We start from the raw sequence: 19,408 nt of genomic DNA, 5'->3' as shown, positions 1-19,408 counted from the left end.
AAAATGACCTTTATTATCGGCCATCGTGGCGCCCGTAATCTCTGGGCAGAAAACTCCCTTACCGGATTTCGCAATTTATTGGATTTGAATGTTGAGGGTGTCGAATTTGATGTGCATCTGACCAAAGACGGTGAGTTGCTGGTGATCCATGATGCTTTATTGGATCGCACCGCAGAAGCACAGGGGCCTGTCTCAGAGTTGAGTGCAGGCGTCCATCGGCAGATCCGCTTGAAAAACAGTTCGGATACTATTCCGACATTGGAGGACGTATTGGCAATCTATGCAGATACAAAACTTGAGCTGCATATTGAATTGAAAAAAGACGCCAATGGTCATGCTTATGAAGGTTTGGAGGCATTGGCTGCTGCTGCGATTGACAAGTTTGGGTTGGCAGAGCGTGCTTATCTAACCAGTTTTTCCGTTGATGTATTGAAAACCATTCGTGCTAAAGCCCCTCATATTCGTACATTAAATTCTTATCATATGCCGGATGCGGAAGCAGAAGGTGTGGTGGATGGCTTGAAAACACGTCTTGCAGTGGCCGACATTGTTGCAATTGAAAAACATCTGCTTGGCACCCATTGGGATGCGATCATTGCTAATGCACCTTTATCACGTCTTGGCGCATGGGTGCCCAATGAACGTGATGATCTTGAAAAATGGATGAATTGCGGGTTGCGCCAGATAACCACCGATAATCCTGATACGGCTCTTGCAGTCAGAGGCTCCGGCACAACACTATGATGCATAAACCTGAACTTGTTATTTTCGATTGTGATGGCGTTTTGATCGACAGCGAGATTTTGTCGAGCCGTACTCTGTCTGAAGCACTCCGCCGTGCCAATGTGGATTTGTCACCGATGGATGTGCATTTGCATTTTACCGGAAAATCGGAACGCGACATTCGTCGTATCTGTGAAGATGAATATGGGCTGACCGATACGGATGCTGTATTTTCATCGTGGCATGAAACGCTCTATGAAGCTTTTGCCGTTGATTTGATGCCAATGGATGGTATGCCGGATTTAGTGCGCTCATTGCAGGTGAAAAAATCAGTGGCTTCAAACAGCCGTAATGAACGCCTTTTATTGAGCTTGGGCAGAACGGTTTTATGGGAAAGTCTGGCACCTCATGTTTATGGGGCTGACAGTGTCAAAAACCCAAAACCGGCACCGGATTTATTGTTGCATTGCGCTGCGCAACATAAGGTAAAGCCAGAAGCGAGCATTATGATTGATGATAGTCCGCATGGCATTAGCGCGGCGGTTGCTGCCGGTATGATGCCGGTCGGCTTTATTGATCTCAATGATCCGCGTCCCAATCGTGAGATAATTTTGCGTAAAGCCGGCGCTGCCCATATCGCTAAAGGCGCGGAAGAATTGCGTGAAATTCTGCGTATTCTAGGTTGCAGATTTGACGAAGCGGAGCACCTGCATGGCTAGTATCGCACTTCAGAATATACGTAAAACCTATGCCGGTGATGTGACTGCCATTCATGATTTAAACCTGACGATTGAAGACAGCGAATTGCTGGTTTTGGTCGGGCCTTCTGGTTGCGGCAAGTCCACTTTATTGCGAATGATTGCTGGCTTGGAAAGCATTTCCGGCGGCACCATCAGTATTGATGAAGTGATTGTGAATGATAAAGAACCGGCAGAACGCGACATCGCCATGGTGTTTCAAAATTATGCACTTTATCCACATATGACGGTGCGCCAGAACCTTGAATATGGCTTGAAAAACCGCGGCACGGCACGGGGTGAAATTGATCGCCGGATAGCCAATGCTGCACAGATTTTGGAGATTTCGGCGTTTTTGGATCGCAAACCGCGACAGCTTTCGGGCGGGCAACGTCAGCGCGTGGCTATGGGGCGTGCAATTGTGCGCGAGCCTAAAGCCTTTTTGTTTGATGAGCCGCTTTCCAATCTGGATGCAAAATTGCGCGGTCAGATGCGCATCGAAATTCGCCGTCTGCAACGTGCGCTTAAAACAACGAGCGTCTATGTTACTCATGACCAGCTGGAAGCTATGACATTGGCTGATCGTCTGGTTGTGATGAATGGCGGCCACATTGAACAGGTCGGCAAGCCCATTGAGCTTTATGATCGCCCCGCAACACTTTTCGTGGCGGGCTTTATAGGTTCGCCACCAATGAATTTGATGCCTGTCACACATCTTGCGGCACTTACAGGGATTAACTTGCCTGCAAATTTATCGAAGCAGGTGGATATAATCGGCTTTCGTCCGGATCAGATTGTTACGTCTGATGGGGCGGAAACAGGTGATGCGCTGCAACTATCCGGCATCGTTGAATTGATTGAGCAAGTCGGTGGAGAAAGCCATATTTATGTCCGTATTGGGGGACTTGATAAACCTTTGGTGACGGTATTGCAGGGCAGGCCGTCATTAAACGAAGGCGATACACTGCGTTTTACAGTGCCATATGCCAATCTGCATTATTTTAATCAGCAATCCGGTTGCCGGATTGATTAAATGAAATGACCGGGTACTTTAAATTTATATAAAATAACAGGATCTAACCGGAATTATAAATGCCGGTTAGATCCGGCGGTTTCTTTACAACGTCGTCAAATCCAGCCTAAGGCAAGTGCCGATTTGAGTGCCTCGCTGCGTTTGCGGCAGCCCATTTTGCGATAAAGATTGCTTAAATGAAATTTTACCGTCACTTCTGAAATGCTCAATGTATGTGCGATGCGTTTGTTGGACATGCCGGAGCCCAAAAGCTGCAACATTTGTATTTCACGTTGTGACAGTCCGCCTTGAATGGCGCGTGCCTGCGGAGAGTCGATAGCTTTGGTCAGGACGGTCAGTGCTGTTTGCGCTTCAGGTGACGTCTCAATGAAACTTCGGATACGTTTCTCTTTTAAAAGCGGTGACAAAAAAATCCGTTCTTCAGACAGAACGCCGTAGCAGCCTAGGCGTTTGGTTGTCTGCAATGTTGAGAGCAGACCTGCGCGCGCTGCCGCTATATCGCCACGACGGAAGGCTGCAAAACTCAGCCATAATTGTAATGCCACTTTCTCACGGTTGGTCACCTTAGGATTAACCAGCAAAGCATCCAGCTGTTTGGGCAGATAAGAGCGCGGTGTCCATTGATGCACTGCATCACGCAACCATGCCATGGCGAATGAAATTTCATCACGGCGACTAATGCGGCTTAATTCATAAATCGCACTTTCAACTCCGGTTCGCCCCATCGGCATACGCACGGCTGACAGTGTTAATGCTGCATCCTGCCAGCGATTGGCATTTTGATAAGCAATTGCAGTGCGTATTTCCATCATCGCGTTAAATTGCAAACCTTCCGACAAATGGATCCATAGGTGATCCAGAAAGCCGGGGCGGATGGCGACCGGAAAATTATCGGCCAATATCTGGGACGCATAATACAGCGCAAACTGCATCAGACTTGGCCAGATTTCTGCAGCAGCAAAAGCTTCAAACTCATTATTGACGAATTCAAGAAGATCACGCGGACGCCCCGCCTCATAAGCGAGGCACGCTTCTGCCAGCCGTAACATACGAAATTCTTGCGGAGCCGGATGTGTAACCTGCTCTAATCGGCTTCTGGCTTCAGTCGCAGCTTGTCGCGCAAGCAGTGCATCGCCATTCATTAAACGCAAGACGATCTGGTGCAAATGAATGAAAAAATCGAGGAGCGGGCGATCACCACTACGCTTCAGATACATCAATGCGCGTGCAGCAGCGGCTTCCGCCTCGCGAAAATTACGACGACGGACTTCAAATTCAAGAATGGAATTATAATAACCGGCCCACCGGCTATATGCCCGCATCGGGTAATCAGCCATGAACTCGCCAAGCCCTGCAATCATTGTATCGCTCGGGGTCAAGTCTTCTGAAATCATGAATGTGAGGCGGAAGGTTTTAGCGGTAAAAGAATAGCGTGATTTAGCATTCAGCACTTTGAGCGGATCAAGGTAATCTGAGCCCATATAGCGCATCAAAAGATGGCGTACGCGTTGCAACTCCCCTTGTTTTAGCAAAGTACGCGCAACGGCAAAAAGGACAGTTTCATCTTCTGCCAGCATCTGCGTCGAAAAACGCATGATGATGTCCTGAAAAGCCTCTAAATCAGAGTCATATATCAGCTCACGCCCTTGTGCGCGTTTCAAAATCTGTGCGGCGTGATGTTCGTGTTGATGATCTAATAGCAAGCGCATCGCGGCCAGTGGTTGTCTGGAATCTTCCCATGCCTGTGCAGCTTCAAACAGGGCTTCATCACTATTGAAATCATTGAGTTTATTTTGAACGGCGCGTTTTAAAAGCGCACGTAAAAATTTGTGTTTATTCAAATCTCTCATCAAGGCAGGCGGTAATAAAGAATGCCAGTAAGCGCGACTTTCGGTGTTTGGATTATCCAGCCAGATGGAAAGCTCGACAATCTCGCCTGCGCGAAATTGCGCTAAAAAGACTTGCTCCAAATAATCAATGCAAAGCTGTTCGTTCGGCTCTTTTGCTAGCACTAGGAACGCAGGCCAACTGGCAAGTTCCTGCGAAATCAGGTGTCTTTGCTGTGGCTCAAGCGCTTCTAATTCGCTTGGTTTGAAACTGAGTTTATCGGCATCATAAATCGAAACGCCATAATGCAGACCATGACGCGCTATCCCTTTAACATGCTGATCGGGGCGACATGCAATAAAAAGCACCGTATTTTCATTCAACAGGTGTGCTGGAATATGCGGTGCGCGTAAGCCGGGGGGCACATCCCATAACAGGCGATTACCTTGAAAATGACGCTCGTCTGGCTGCGGAAGAGTGCAGATGGAAGCGCCTAAATCCTCCCCTAAAAACTTCAATAAAACCGTTTTTCCGGCACCGCTTGGTGCGTGCAGATAGACGGTTTTTGCAGTTTCTTCTGCAAGACGTTTGCGCAGCAATAAACGGGGGAGAAGCTCTGATGTCATGCGCAAAAGCATAAAGTGCTTTTCATAAAATACCTATACCATTTTTCAAAAAAACTATACTTTTCTGCAGTTGCGCGTTGGGCAACATGCGCAGAAGCTTGGTGCCTGAAATGATGATGCAGAGGAGGAGGCGCCAATGCAGCAACACCCTTTAGTCGCTATTGTGACGAGATTAGGCACTTTCATTCTGGTGATGATTGCCTTGTCGGTCATGATTTTTATACTGGCACGTGTTGTGCCGGGCGACCCTGCGCGCATGGCTTTGGGCCCTGCCGCAACACCTGAACAAGTTGACGCTTTACGTTTGTCCATGGGGCTCGATCAGCCGCTGGTCGTGCAATATTTTGATTATATCCGCAAAGCTCTGCACGGGGATTTAGGCATGTCGCTGGTTTCACAGCGTCCTGTCACAACCGATCTGGCAAGCACTGTTCCGGCAACCGTTGAACTGGTGCTGGTCTCGGTTATTTTCATGTTTCTCGTGGCAATCCCATTAGGGGTTATCACCGCGCATTACCGTGATCGTGCTTTTGACCATATCGGCCGCGTGCTTTCACTCACCGGTGTGATTATTCCAAGCTTTTTGTTTGCGATCACGCTGCAATTGCTGGCTGCGCGCTATTTGAATAATTGGCCGATTATTGGCCGTATTGATCATAATCTCGGCTGGACAGGCGGCCCCACCGGCTTTTTGATTGTTGATGGTTTGCTTGCCGGCCGTTTTGATGTGGTGGCAAGTGCCTTGCAGCATCTGGCATTGCCGGCATTTGCACTTTCAATGGCAGGGATCGGCCAGATAACGCGCATCACCCGCTCATCGATGATTGAAAATCAGCGCAAAGATCATGTGCTGACTTTGCAAAGCTTTGGTGTGCCGGAGCGGGTTATAATTTTCCGTTACTTGCTCAAGCTTTCATCCATTGCACCGCTGACCATTATGGGGCTCGAATTTGCATCCCTTATCGGCAATGCTTTTGTGATCGAGATGATTTTTGCATGGGGCGGTTTTGCTTCTTATGGCCTTAACTCCATTTTGCAAAAAGATCTCAATTCCGTCACCGCTGTGGTGCTGGTGGCTGGGCTGTTCTTTATCATTGCAAATCTGATCGTGGACATTCTGATTTCAATCATTGATCCGCGCCTGCGTCATAAGGAGGCTCGCTGATGGCTGAAGTCAAAATGCTCGATGCCAATGATCGGGCTTTAAGTTCCGGCTATATGATGTGGTATCGTTTCAGCCGCAATCCGGCGGCAGTTATCGGCACGCTCATTCTGCTGTCTGTCGTATTTTTGGCGGTGTTTGCGCCATTAATAACGCCTTACCCTAAGCATATTGGCGCGGTGGTGGATTTCCGTGCGCGTCATTTGCCTCCTGATCTGAACCATTGGTTTGGTACAGATAAAGCAGGCCGTGATATCTTTACGCGTACGATTTTCGGGCTACGTATTTCCTTGCTGCTGGTTATCGGTGTGCTTGGCATTTCTGTGCCTGTTGGTGCGGTACTGGGTCTTGTTGCCGGTTATTTTGGTGGCTGGACAGAAAAATTCATCAGCGGCCTGACCAATGTCATGCTGGCAATGCCGCCGCTGGTGATGGCGCTGGCAGTTTCCAATCTGTTGGAACCCACTTTGATGAATGCGATGATTGCCATTACTTTGCTGTGGTGGACATGGCACGCACGCCTGATCTATGCGGTTTCAAAATCGGTGGCATCTGAAGATTATATCGAGGCTGCGCGTCTTGCCGGTGCTGGCCCGCTGCATATTCTCTTCCGTGAAATTTTGCCCAATTGTGTGTCGGTTATTTCGGTCAAAACCACGTTGGATGCGGCCTTTGTCATCCTCTTTGGTGCCACACTCAGCTTCCTTGGTTTCGGGGTCAAACCGCCAATCCCTGATCTGGGTTCGATGGTTGCCGATGGCCGTCAATTTATGCCGGATTTCTGGTGGGAAGTTTTATGTCCGGGATTTGCCGTTCTTTATGTAACGCTTGGCTTCAACCTTTTGGGTGACGGTCTGCGCGATATGTTTGATGTGGAGAATTGAGCTTTGACAGAACCACTTCTTAAAGTCGAAGGCCTCAATGTTACCTTCACCACTTATGGCCGCAGCCGACAGGTTTTGCGCAATGTCAGCTTTACTATTGGGGCGGGCGAACGCGTCGCTCTCATCGGTGAAACTGGATCGGGCAAGTCTGTTACAGCTAAAGCGATTATCGGCACATTGCCGAAGAATGCGAGCATTACGTCAGGCGCAATTCATGTGGAAGGGCGTGATGTTTTCACGATGACCCGCAATGAGCGTGAGGCGCTTAAAGGTTCGGCTTTTTCGCTGATCATGCAGGATCCGCTTTCTTCGTTTAATCCGGTTTTTCGCATCGGCACACATCTGGATGATGTGATGCGCTTTGCGGATAAACGCAACGGCATTAAATCATCAAAGAAAGAGCGCCGCGAACGTATTGCGGCCGTGCTGAAACGGGTGCAATTGGCTGATACCGAGCGCATCATGAATGCTTATCCGTCGGAACTTTCCGGCGGTATGCGCCAGCGTGTACTGATTGGTTTGGCTCTGTTGCATCAGCCGAAACTGCTGATTGCTGATGAGCCGGGCACGGCACTGGATGTGACGACACAGGATGAAATCCTCAATCTGATCAACCAGCTGGTTGCTGAAGAAAATATGGCATTGCTGATGATTACCCATAATCTCGGTGTGGTGCGTCAAGTCGCCGACCGTGTGGTGGTGATGCATCATGGCGATATTGTCGAAACGGGTCAATGCAACGAAATTTTGCTTAATCCGTGTGAGGATTATACGCGCTCGCTTTTGGATGCCGTACCGCCGCTTTATGGTGACAAGGTTACAACGATTGCACAGGCAACGGGCAAGCCGATTATCACGATCGACAAGCTCAATAAAATTTACGGACGCCGTGCTGGTTATCATGCGGTGCGTGATGTCAGCCTCACGCTTAAAGAGGGCGAAATTTACGGGCTTGCCGGTGAGTCCGGCTCCGGTAAAACCACTGTTGCCCGTATCATCATGGGGTTGTCACAGCCAACCACCGGCGATGTCACCATTCATGCGCCAAAGCCCGAACGTGGCAAAAGACTGACCCAGATTGTCTATCAAAATCCGGGCACATCTTTGAACCCGAAACGAACTGTGCGCCAGACGCTGACCCTGCCATTGAAATCCATTGGCATGGATAAAGTGCGGCTTGAGGCACGGCTGGAAGAGTTGATGCAGCTTGTTCGTCTGCCGCAATCTTACTTAGCCAAATATCCGCATGAATTGTCGGGTGGCCAGAAACAGCGCGTGGCAATTGCCCGTGCACTGGCCGCTGAACCTAAAATTCTGATTTTGGATGAGCCGACGGCAGCGCTTGATGTGTCAGTGCAAAAGACGGTTATCGACCTGCTTTTGCAGCTTCGTGAAGAGCTGGGGCTTACCTATCTGATGATCTCGCATGATCTGTCTTTGATGCGCAATTTCTGTTCACGCATTGCCATCATGCTGCGGGGTGAACTCGTGGAGGAGGGTGCAACGGCTGAAGTCTTTAGCCAGCACCAACACCCTTATACCCGCGCGTTGATTGCCGCCATTCCGGTGGTGACAGATGCGGAAGAGAGCTTGAAACCAACTGTGACCGAGGAAGAGCGCATGCAATTCCTTGTAAAAACAACCGATTGATTGGAAGAGGAAACTAGCGTGTATCGCGTTGGAATCGATGTTGGCGGCACCAATACGGATGCTGTCGTTTTGCAGGATAATAAGGTTCTGGCAGGGGTGAAGGCCTCTACCACGAAAGATGTAACCTCGGGTGTTATTCAGGCGCTGGAAAAAGTGATTGAAGCTTCCGGTATTGATCGCAGCCGTATCGGCGCGGTGATGATCGGAACCACGCATTTCACTAATGCGGTGATTGAACGCCGTCATATGGATGAAGTGGCAGCCATCCGTTTAGGTTTGCCATCCGGTGCGGGTCTGCCGCCAATGGTGGATTGGCCGGATGATTTGCGTGAGATTGTTGGCAATCATGCCTATCAGGTGAAGGGTGGCTATGAGTTTGACGGCCGTGAAATCTCGCCGCTTGATGAAGATGCGATCATCCGCATTGCTGGCGAAATTCGTGCCAAAGGCCTGAAAGCGGCTGCCGTAACCGGCGTTTTCAGCGGCATCAATGACACGATGGAAGTTCGTGCCAAAGAAATCTTGCAGGAACATTGCCCGGGACTGCCGGTTGTGATGTCTAAAGATATTGGCCGTCATGGTTTGCTGGCGCGTGAAAGTGCGGCGATTATGAATGCAAGCCTGTTGTCACTGGCTGATCATACTGTGGAAGCTTTCGGCAAAGCTTTGCGCAGCGCCGGTATTAATCGCCCGTTCTATATTACCCAAAATGACGGCACCTTGATGGCTGCCGATGTGGTGCGGGCATTTCCGGTTCTGACCTTTGCTTCGGGGCCAACCAATTCCATGCGCGGTGCTGCATTCCTCACCGGTCTTAAAGATGCGGTTGTGGTGGATATTGGCGGCACGACAACCGATGTCGGTTCGCTTTCGCACGGCTTTCCGCGTCAGGCTTCCACAACAGTTGATATTGGTGGCGTGCGCACCAACTTCCGTATGCCGGATGTGTTTTCCATTGGTCTGGGTGGCGGCTCCTTGGTTGTCGAAAAAGACGATGCTGTTACAGTCGGCCCTAAATCTGTCGGCTATCGCGTGGCGGAAGAAGCTTTGTGTTTTGGCGGCTCAACATTGACAGCAACCGACATTGCGGTTGCAACCGGCAAAACTGATATTGGCGATGTTTCACTGGTGAAAAAGCTTGATGAAACATTGATCGATAAAGCATCTCAAAAAATTGACCAGATGCTGGAAGCCTGTGTTGAACGCAGTCGTATCTCATCAGCGCCTGTGCCGGTCATCGCCGTTGGCGGCGGTTCAATTTTGATGCCGGAAAAGGTTGGCGAACTGAATGTGATCCGACCGGAAAACTTCTCGGTTGCTAATGCTGTTGGTGCAGCCATTGCCCAGATCAGTGGTGAAACCGACCGGATTTTCACCCTTATCGAAGGTCGCACCCGTGAAAGCGCATTGGCGGAAGCTGAAGCTGAAGCACGTGAAAAGGCAATTGCTGCCGGTGCATTGGCCGAAACTTTGGAAGTAATTGAACGTGAAGATATGCCGCTTGCCTATTTGCCGGGCAATGCCACCCGCATTCACGTGAAAGTTGTTGGAGAGATGGGAAGCTATGATGCCTGAGGCTCGCAAATTGAAATATGATGAAGCAGATTTACGCGTTCTGACGCGGGAAGATCTCGACGCACTGGAAATCGGTTCGGGCATTTTAGGCACTGGCGGCGGCGGCAATCCTTATCAGGGCAAATTGCTTGCACTTGAAGCTATGAAGGAAGGCTATGAGCTGAAAATTCTGGCAACTGATAAAATCGAACCGGATGCGCTCTGCATGTCGATCGGTGGTATTGGTGCGCCGGTTGTCGGTGTTGAGCGCCTGCGTGAAGGACGCGAAGGCGTTCGTTGTCTGCGCGCAATGGAAGAGTTGATCCGCACCTCTATTGATGCTGTTGTCTGTGAAGAAATTGGTGGCGCTAACTCGATGAACCCGCTTGTCACAGCGGCACTTGGTGGTTTGCCAATCCTTGATTGTGACGGCATGGGACGTGCATTTCCTGAAATGCAAATGACCACTTTTTCGATCTATGGTCATAGTTCAACACCGTCCGTCATGTGCGATTTGCACGGCAATTCGGTGATTTTCAGCCATGCTGCGTCAGAAGTCTGGCACGAGCGGATGGCGCGCGCCTGTGTTGTGGCACAAGGTGGTGGCGCAATGCTGGCAACAGCACCAATGCAGGCACATTACGTGCATCAATATGCTATTCCGAAAAGCTACACCAAGGCAATTGCTTTGGGTGAGGCGGTTATCAAAGCTCGTAAATTGCAGGAAGACCCGATTGCTGCCATTTGTGCGCTTGAAGGTGGCCGTCGCATTTTCAACGGCAAAATTACCGATCTGAAGCGCCATTTGCGTGGTGGTTTTGCGGTGGGTGATATTGCACTTGTCGGTTTTGATGAATGGAGCGGTGAAACGGCTGATGTTGCCATTCAGAACGAGTTCCTGATTTTCCGCCGCGAGGGCAAAGTGGAAGTCTGCGTACCGGATCTGATTGTGCTCCTGGATGTTGATACCGGTTATCCGATCACCACGGAAATGCTGCGTTACGGCCAGCGTGTCGCTGTTGTTGCCATTCCTTGCCATGATCTGCTGCGTACAGAGCGTGCTTTGGAAGTGGTCGGCCCTTCAGCGTTCGGCTATCCGGAAATACAATTTTCACCAATGCCTGCCTTCAACCCGAAAGCTGATTAACAAAAAGCGGGACAACCCGCATCATAGAGGAGGAATTTTTATGAAAAATACGATCCGCAAATCACGCATTGCAGCGCTTTTCTTAAGCGCTGCCATTGCAGTGCCGACTTTAATGGCGCCAAGCCTGATGCCGACAGCATCAGCTGCCGATAAAGTGTCTATCGCTGTTAATACAATGCAGATTTTCAGCTCGCTCGATCCGGCTAAAGTCACCGACTATACCGGCTATATGGCGGTGGTAAATATGTATGACGGCCTGACCACTGTCAGCCCGTCCGGTGAGATTGTCCCGCATCTCGCTAAATCATGGGATGTGTCGGAAGATGGTCTGACTTATACATTCCATTTGCGCGATGATGTTAAGTTTCAGGACGGCACACCGGTTAAAGCATCCGACATCGCCTGGTCAGTTCAGCGCTTGGTTGGCATCAATAAAGGCCCGTCCAATCTGATCGTTGATCTGTTGAAGCCGGAAAACATCACTGCACCGGATGATCAGACCGTTGTTTTCAAACTTGATCGCCAGTTCTCGCCATTTATGGCGGTAACACCAATTATGGTGGCACTTAATGAAAAACTCATCACTGCCAATGCGGCAAGTGATGACAAATGGGGCGAAGCCTATGTCGGCGAGCATTCTGCCGGCTCGGGCCCTTACTCACTGGTGAGTTATAACCGCTCCGCTGATTTGGTTATAACCCGTAATCCGGATTATTTCCTTGGCTGGAACAAGGGCAAGCCGATTGATCAGGTACGTTTTGTTCAGACCAGCGATGATGCAACGGTCAAAGCCTTGGCTGAAAAAGGCGAGCTTGGCCTTACATCGCATGGCCTTGGCAATGAAACATATGAATCAATTGCCCGTATGCCAGGTTATAAGCTGTTGCAGACCCGCACAGCCGGTGGTTTTATCATCAAACTGAATACCCAGACCTACCCAACCGATGATGTTCATGTTCGCCGTGCTATTGCCTATGCGACGGATTATAAGACCATTCATGAAATCATCTATCCGGGTTTTGATATGCAGGGGCCATTGTCCCAGACATTCAAAGATGCGCATAATGATGCGATTGAACCGGGTGTCTTTGATCTTGAAAAGGCAAAAGAAGAGCTGGCAAAATCCAAATATGCCGGTCAGGAAATCAAGCTTGTTAACAGCTATGTCGCTTCCCTTGCTTTTGAAGCAGAAGTGGCGCTGATGTTGCAGGCCAATCTCGAACAAATCGGCATCACGCTGGATATCAGGCCTGAGCCTTGGAACCGTATTGTTGAATTGTCATCCAAGCCGGAAACCACACCTGCTTCAACTCAAGTCAATATATCTCCGACTTATCCGTCACCGGATGCGATGTTCTACAACCAGTTCCATTCCAAAGCATCAGGCACATGGATGTCGATGGAATGGCTGCAAAATGCAGAAGTTGACGGCTTAATCGACAAGGCACGTGCCACAACGGATGTGGCCGAGCAAAATGCAATTTATAAAGAATTGCAGCAGAAAATCGTCGATTTGCAGCCGGATGTCTGGGCTGTCGCACCAAACCGTCGTTTGGGTGCGAGCAAATGTCTGCAGGGCTATCAGTTTATTCCGATGCAGAGCTGGGACTTTAACTTCTCGAATTTCCATTGGGATTGCACCAAAGACTAAGCGACTTTTATCAGGCAGGCTCCGTTTTCACGGAGCCTGTTTTTTTAATGAAAACAGGTCGAGTATTTTAGGCACAGGTGACGGTCGAAAACCTTATCTCGCAACGCTGAATTTGCGCCGTCTCTATAAATAAGGCAAACGCCTTCAGATTATGGTTCCAATGTATCTTGATGATAACTAATCGGTGGTTCCAAAGTTTTTCACCTATTTTTGACTGGTGCGATGGTTGATCACCCTGTCATAAATAGGCACGCGATGGTGGGGGAGTATAATTCATATGCGCTATATCTTGCTTTAAATACTCATGTTTATTAAAAGCCATCTAGTTTGAAAATAGCAGCTAATAAAGCTGCCGTGGAAATCTGTTGGCATTATGATGTGGGATATCGCTTCTTTGTTTCGAAGCCATAGTGGAAATCTGCAACGTTTTTTACAGCGTCGCGGCTCAACCCATGATGTTGCCTGCGATCTGACACAAGAAGCATTTTTGCGGCTGATCACTTCACAAAAGAAGGATGTGTCATCAACGCCGCTTCAAAACCACAAAGCATATCTCTACCGTATTGCGGCCAATTTACAGATTGATTATGCGCGACACTTAAAAACTATGCCACTTACGGCTTATGACAAGCTATTGAATGAGACTCTGGCTGATCATGCACCACTGGCTGATGATATTCTTATATTTAATCAGGCCATGCGTATTGTCGATCAGGCTCTGGCTGAAATTCCGGATGCAGTGCGTCAGATTTATTTTCTCCGGCTTGATGGCCTGACTTTTGCTGAAATCTCCGCACAATTGGAAATCCCTTTGCAGACAGCTTATAGCCAATGGGGACGTGTGATGATGCATCTGCAATATCGTTTGCAAAGCACACATCTTTCCCCCAAAGGGCGCAAGCCATGAAGGCCGGTGACTTTAACGATCAGAGCTGGAGCAGTGAAGCTGAGCAGGCGATCGATCCGCTGATGCAGGAAGCCATTAACTGGCTATCGAAATTAAGCGACGGGCAGGCGGATGAAGCCACATTGACGGCACACCAAAACTGGCTCGCAATCAGCGCTGAACATGAACTTGCTTATAGCGAAGCTGTCAGGATGTGGGGTAATCTTGCCCATTTGAACTTATTGCAGCAGCATCAGAAAAAGACTGTAAAACTTACCCGCCGGCGCTTCGGACAATTGGCGCTTTTTGCTGTTTTGGGTGGCGGGGCTGCTTTTAGCTTTATGAAGGTAAATGACTATGACTATGTCACCGCTGCCGGTGAAGTGCGTCTTATTGTTTTACCGGATGGTTCGCAAATTCAAATGGCAGGTGAAACGGCGGTTTCCGTGCAGTTTACACCGGAAATGCGCCAAATTACCCTTCACTATGGTGAAGCCTATTTTACTGTTGCCCGTCACGCTTTGCAATTTGTTGTCGAGGCAGCAGAAGCTCGTATTACCGCACTTGGAACGCAGTTTAATGTCAGGCTGTTAAAAGAGCAGGTAATCGTCATGGTCACCGAGCATATGGTACGTGTTGATTATGCCCGTCACTCCGCAACAATCATCGAGGGCGAAAAACTGCATTATGCTGCTAACATCATCAATCTGCCGGAAAAAGCAGATAGTGAGACGGAACTGGCGTGGCGCAGTGGAAAACTGATCTTTCTCTCGCGGCCATTTTCAGAAGTTTTACAAGAGCTTAATCGCTGGAGCCCTGAGCGGTTGCGTTTATTGGATGGACGCCTGGCAAACCGGCCGGTAACATTGATCGTCAATATCAGCGATATCGGGGATATTGTGCCGCAATTATTGCAGGCTTTGCCGATCAGTACGCATTATGTGCCGTTTTTAGGCACGATGATTTATAGTTCCTGATCAGTATTTAAAAATACTTTTAAATATATGACTTTTTTTATCATAAAAACTGATGGCCATTCCGTCTTGTATCCGAGACTGAGATTTTGACCTCCGGAGATATAAGATGCCTGCCCATAAACAATATCGTTCAGCCGTATATGCTGGCCAGCTGCATAATGGCATGATGGTAAAAGCACTATTGTGCTCGGTAGCATTTGTTGCATTGGCGCTCCATGCCGGCCCTGTAAAGGCGCAAGAGACACAAGCACGCTTGGTTCGGGCAAGCAAGACCACACAGTTTTCGATTGCCGGGCAGCCACTGGCATCAGCTATTGTTAAATTTGCAACCCAAAGCGGCTTGAATATTATGGCTGACGGTACATTGCCATTGTCAATTCAGGCGCAGGCTGTGCAGGGAAAAATGTCGGTTCATGAAGCTCTGACGCAAATGTTGAGCGGCACTGGTTATAGTTTCAAGCAAAATGGGACGCGCTCTTTTACCTTGATCCGTCAGGAAGCAAATAATACGGAAACTGGCGATGCCAACGCTCTGCAATTGGAGACAATCACCGTTACAAAAGCGGGTTCAACCGTTAGCGGACTGGTGGCCGATCACGAGAGCGCTTATCGTACGACAGCAGCTGTTTCGAGCACTGACGGCGAAACTTTGCAGCACAGAAATGCTGGCAATATTGATAATGCCTTGCGCTCTGCACCGGGCACTTTTACCCGCAAAGCAATGTCCGGCGCGGGTGTTGCCGTCAATATACGTGGCATGGAAGGCTATGGCCGCGTCAATATGATGATTGATGGCGCGAGGCAAAATATCCGCGTGATGGGTCATGGCGTGGCCGGCGGCTCGACTTTTATTGATACGGATTTGTTGGCCGGTATGGATATTGGCCGTGGAGCACTGGGTGGAGCAGCAGGCATTGGGGCTTTGGGCGGTGCCGCTAATTTCCGCACCATCGGCATTGATGATGTGATTTTACCGGGGCATTCGTACGGTGCAATGACAACCATTAAATATGGCAATAACGCCTATAATTGGTCAAAGCTTGTTGCCGGTGGCATCCGCATGGATGGTGTTGGCATTATGGGGGCCTTCAACCGTCGTGATAGCGGCGCGCCGCTCTCTGGTGTTGATGACAAGGGCAACCGCTTACGCAACAATAATATGATCGAAGACCTGAAATCCGGTCTGGCAAAGCTGGAACTGGGTGACGGGCAAGATCATAAGCTGCTTTTGGGCGGCATTTGGTATGACAATGTTTCTGCCATCCGCGGTGAACCACAAGATTATCGCAACCATACCTATACGGCACGCTATAATTATACGCCTGACAGCGATCTGATTAATCTGAACATCAATGCTTTTTATAATGATGCGCGGGTGCGTTTTGTTGAAGGCAATTACAAAGGACAGTTTAATCGGGATAAGGGCAAAGGTATTGATATTACAAATAACAGCCAGTTTGCGCTCAGTGAGGAGATCGGCCTGAAGCTCACCACTGGTGGAGCCTATTATCACGATGATGTAACCAGTGGTCAGTCATGGGGCACGGGTGGGCCGGGTGATGGCACGCAAGCTATTAGCAGCCTGTTTGCAGACGCGACGTTCTCCTATGGCATCTTTGATTTGAAGACCGGCTTTCACTACGATCATTTTCGTTTGAACGGCGATATTGCTAAAAAAGTAAATGGCAATCTTTTCACTGAAAATGTCAAACTAACGCAATCAAGCTTTAATCCGCGTGTCACCCTAGCAGTCAACCCGCTTGATGGCTTACAATTTTATACCACTTATGCCAAAACTTTTCGCCCGCCGAGTGTGACGGAAACCTTCTTTCCGGGAGCCCATAGTGCAACGCCGTCCGATATTACACCCAATCCTGATCTGGTAGGTGAAACCAGCAAGGGCTGGGAATTCGGCGTTAATGTCACCGAAAAAAACCTGCTGACTGCGGGTGACAGATTGTTGCTGAAGGCCAATTATTTCAACAATAATGTTGAAAATTATATCACCTCTGGTGTGTTTTCGATGTCGAATATGCCAGGTTTGAAATTCATCAATGCACCCGGAAAAACACGGATCAACGGTTTTGAACTGGAAGCCAATTATGATAGCGGCTTCATTTTTGCCGGACTTGCTTATTCGAAAACAAAAACACAGCTGCCTTATGGCATGTGGTCGGGTGATTATGGGGTTGGCGCTATCAACAATCTGCCGGATTCAACCCTGACTGTCAGTGCCGGTTTCCGCGCTTTGGATGAGAAGCTGACAATCGGTGGTCAGATACGGCGTATCGGCGAGAGTAAAGCTTTAAAACCGCCATTTGGCCCAGCACTCGTTGATGTGGACAGCTATACACTGGCGGATGTTTTTGCGTCTTATAAATATAATGAAAACGCAACATTCTTCGTCAATATCGAAAACCTGAGCAATGTTGCTTATAAGCCGGCGCAATATATGGATACGCGCAAATTAGGGCGCGGCCGTACTGTTATCGGCGGAATGACTTTGCGTTTTTAATGTTCTGAACACTTCTTTCTGCTGTCTGCTGCATAGGGCAGACAGCAGAAAAATCAGTGCAGATCGATTTACTAATTGCCTTGTATAGACAATGAAGCCATCATGATTAAGAAAAATACGTTACAAGCAAATAGGTATTAGGATGTTAAACCCCTGCGTGCACCTATCCAGGCAAGCTTGGTTCGTACCACAGGTTATGGCATAAGCTGATCCAGAGCTTAACACAGCCAATGTAACGATTGTACAAGCAACTAATTTTTTCATGATCAGATCCTTTGAAATAAAAATCCAATTTACATAGTTATTGTACGAACATTTTCCCTTTCTCCAATTCCAACTAGTAGGCCGCCGAAAATTGGCGGAAACTGAATCTTCGATTTGCTTTTATCGATTTATGGCCGGATTTGAATGTTTTCCTCAAGCCGCACCAGCTCGAAATCATTGATGAGAATGTCAAGCCGGACTTTCCAAGTGCCGGCCAAAGGCAGCGGCACATCTGTGGCTTCCCAATTGCCATTTTCTGTTTTTACCGCCTTACGGCGGAAAGGTTCGATACCAGCTTCTGAATTGGAAAAAACGTAAGTGACTTCTTGCGCCTCAAGAGTTGCAAAGTCACTATCCATTAAAATTGCAGAGGCCGTGACTGAGCCGGTGCGACCCGGTGCGACGGAAACATCAGCCATCGCTTTATCCGTATGAATATGCATTGTTGCAGGTTGAGCTGCTGCAATGGCAATGGAACGCGGTGGCGGCGTAAAACGCCAGCCTGAAGCAGTGCCGAAAATCACAAGAACCAACACTGTTTCGATAATAATTGAGCGGGCGAGTTTTTGGGTTGCAATACCATCATTGTGCATGACTGGTTGGGTCAGTTTCCAACGATTATAAGCGGCCAATAAAAATAACAAAAATAATATTGCCAGTTTCGCAACCAGTAATTTTCCATATGCTGTCTCAAGCAGGGCTGATGGCTTTTGAACTTGAATAATGGTCAGCGTCATGCCTGCAATAATCAGTATCAGCAGTGCATAAGGTATGAAGTTAGAAAAACGGCGCAAGCCATTGGTTGTATCACTGTCTTTGCGGTAAAGTGATATGCCCAAAGGCATGAGTGCCCCTACCCATAATGCTATGATGAAGGCATGAAGAAAAACAGCAGAGCGTGTAAGCCATTGCGGTTCAGCAGCGCTGGCGTGGCCGGAAATTGCGAGGGCTGCGGCACCGGTAATTATTGCGATGAGTGATAAGAGTTTGGCAGCTTTTTTACATGTTATTGCGAGTGCAATAGTGGTGAGAATTATGGCTGCCAGCAACACAAGGACTGTCATACCATAGCTTGTGTTGAAGCCCGCCAGCCATACAGAAGGGCTGAAGAAATCACTAAAACCGACACCTAGCGCATCAAGTCCTTGCAGGCCAAGCGACAAAGCCGTGACGATGAAACCTGCACTTAGGATAGCTTGTATTAACCGGCGTGCCGGTCGTTGAGCTGGCCATAACCAAGAAAGAGCAAATGCACCACCAATGCCGATAAAGAGGGTGATATAAAGCACAAGTTTAGCCAGCCAGATGGCAGAACTCACTTTTGCATCATTGGTTGCTACAAGTTGATGTGGCGCGGAACTTGCCTTACCAATTGAAAATATTACTGAGCCACTAACCGGATGGCCGTCTGAAGATACAACCCGCCATGTCAGCACATGCGTGCCTTGATCAAGATTGTCAGGCGCAGTTATTTTGACCTTTTGATCGTGCAGTGCAAAGTCAGTTAATACGCTTGCCGACCCGTCAGGCCGGATGAGTTTAAGGATGAGCGGAGATACCGGCTCACTAAAAGACAAACTGAAATTTGACGGTGCTGAATCTATGACTGCGCTATCTGCTGGCTCGGTGCCTGTAAGAGACGCGTGAGCAAATGCCAGCGATGTAAGCGCTAACCAAAAGAAAGCGACAATCGTCAGCATTTGTTTGTGTTTAGATGAAAAAATGATTTGGGGCATAAGGCTCATTGTCCGGCAATTAATGCTGGCCGGCGC

Annotated in this window: 14 protein-coding genes; 12 read left to right on the top strand and 2 right to left on the bottom strand. The window is 48.7% G+C overall.

All coding sequences use genetic code 11. The features are described 5' to 3' along the window. Positions 1 to 3 precede the first annotated feature (3 nt). The 3 genes from FHS77_RS07410 to FHS77_RS07400 are packed head-to-tail and all read left to right on the top strand — an operon-like array spanning position 4 to position 2,493. Entirely contained in the window at positions 4 to 744 is a 741-nt protein-coding gene (locus tag FHS77_RS07410; protein ID WP_184221903.1) for a glycerophosphodiester phosphodiesterase family protein, read from the top strand. Then, positions 741 to 1,442, top strand: coding sequence for an HAD family hydrolase (locus FHS77_RS07405; RefSeq protein ID WP_343060969.1), 702 nt, complete (start codon positions 741 to 743; stop codon positions 1,440 to 1,442). Before FHS77_RS07410 ends, FHS77_RS07405 begins: the two co-directional genes overlap by 4 nt. Beyond that, positions 1,435 to 2,493, top strand: coding sequence for a sn-glycerol-3-phosphate import ATP-binding protein UgpC (locus tag FHS77_RS07400; RefSeq protein WP_184221901.1), 1,059 nt, complete (start codon positions 1,435 to 1,437; stop codon positions 2,491 to 2,493). Before FHS77_RS07405 ends, FHS77_RS07400 begins: the two co-directional genes overlap by 8 nt. Before the next feature lie 95 nt (positions 2,494 to 2,588). Here FHS77_RS07400 and FHS77_RS07395 read toward each other — a convergent pair whose 3' ends face one another. After that, positions 2,589 to 4,946 (bottom strand): helix-turn-helix transcriptional regulator, encoded by a 2,358-nt coding sequence (locus tag FHS77_RS07395; RefSeq protein WP_246431266.1) that lies wholly within the window; start codon positions 4,944 to 4,946, stop codon positions 2,589 to 2,591. Positions 4,947 to 5,082: 136 nt separating this feature from the next. On the opposite strand from FHS77_RS07395, the gene FHS77_RS07390 reads away from it, so the two are divergent. From FHS77_RS07390 to FHS77_RS07350, 9 genes are all read left to right on the top strand, one after another. After that, positions 5,083 to 6,111 (top strand): ABC transporter permease, encoded by a 1,029-nt coding sequence (locus FHS77_RS07390; RefSeq protein WP_184221897.1) that lies wholly within the window; start codon positions 5,083 to 5,085, stop codon positions 6,109 to 6,111. Further along, entirely contained in the window at positions 6,111 to 6,992 is an 882-nt protein-coding gene (locus FHS77_RS07385) for an ABC transporter permease (protein ID WP_184221895.1), read from the top strand. Before FHS77_RS07390 ends, FHS77_RS07385 begins: the two co-directional genes overlap by 1 nt. Before the next feature lie 3 nt (positions 6,993 to 6,995). Then, positions 6,996 to 8,642, top strand: coding sequence for a nickel ABC transporter ATP-binding protein NikE (gene nikE, locus FHS77_RS07380; RefSeq protein WP_184221893.1), 1,647 nt, complete (start codon positions 6,996 to 6,998; stop codon positions 8,640 to 8,642). Between the two features lie 18 nt (positions 8,643 to 8,660). Continuing rightward, complete coding sequence (locus tag FHS77_RS07375; protein ID WP_184221885.1) at positions 8,661 to 10,217, top strand: hydantoinase/oxoprolinase N-terminal domain-containing protein; 1,557 nt, start codon at positions 8,661 to 8,663, stop codon at positions 10,215 to 10,217. Beyond that, on the top strand, positions 10,210 to 11,343 hold the full coding sequence (locus FHS77_RS07370; RefSeq protein ID WP_184222129.1) for an S-methyl thiohydantoin desulfurase family protein: 1,134 nt from the start codon (positions 10,210 to 10,212) through the stop codon (positions 11,341 to 11,343). Before FHS77_RS07375 ends, FHS77_RS07370 begins: the two co-directional genes overlap by 8 nt. Before the next feature lie 40 nt (positions 11,344 to 11,383). Further along, positions 11,384 to 12,994, top strand: a complete 1,611-nt coding sequence (locus FHS77_RS07365; protein WP_184221883.1) for an ABC transporter substrate-binding protein — start codon at positions 11,384 to 11,386, stop codon at positions 12,992 to 12,994. 373 nt (positions 12,995 to 13,367) lie between these two features. Continuing rightward, the gene (locus FHS77_RS07360; protein ID WP_184221881.1) at positions 13,368 to 13,901 is read left to right on the top strand and encodes an RNA polymerase sigma factor; all 534 of its coding nucleotides are present in this window, start codon (positions 13,368 to 13,370) and stop codon (positions 13,899 to 13,901) included. Beyond that, a complete protein-coding gene (locus FHS77_RS07355) occupies positions 13,898 to 14,857 on the top strand; it encodes a FecR family protein (RefSeq protein ID WP_184221879.1) in 960 nt (319 codons plus the stop codon). The genes FHS77_RS07360 and FHS77_RS07355 overlap by 4 nt, the downstream gene beginning before the upstream one ends. Positions 14,858 to 14,963: 106 nt before the next feature. Further along, the gene (locus FHS77_RS07350) at positions 14,964 to 17,372 is read left to right on the top strand and encodes a TonB-dependent receptor (RefSeq protein WP_184221877.1); all 2,409 of its coding nucleotides are present in this window, start codon (positions 14,964 to 14,966) and stop codon (positions 17,370 to 17,372) included. Positions 17,373 to 17,764: 392 nt separating this feature from the next. On the opposite strand, the gene FHS77_RS07345 is transcribed toward FHS77_RS07350, so the two are convergent. After that, a complete protein-coding gene (locus FHS77_RS07345) occupies positions 17,765 to 19,336 on the bottom strand; it encodes a copper resistance CopC/CopD family protein (protein ID WP_246431265.1) in 1,572 nt (523 codons plus the stop codon). Between the last annotated feature and the right edge of the window lie 72 nt (positions 19,337 to 19,408).

Origin of the sequence: Paenochrobactrum gallinarii (assembly GCF_014205685.1) — a bacterium.
Taxonomy (GTDB): domain Bacteria; phylum Pseudomonadota; class Alphaproteobacteria; order Rhizobiales; family Rhizobiaceae; genus Paenochrobactrum; species Paenochrobactrum gallinarii.
The sequence above is the reverse complement of the archived record's forward strand: the minus strand, read 5'-3'. Positions and strand labels throughout refer to the sequence as shown.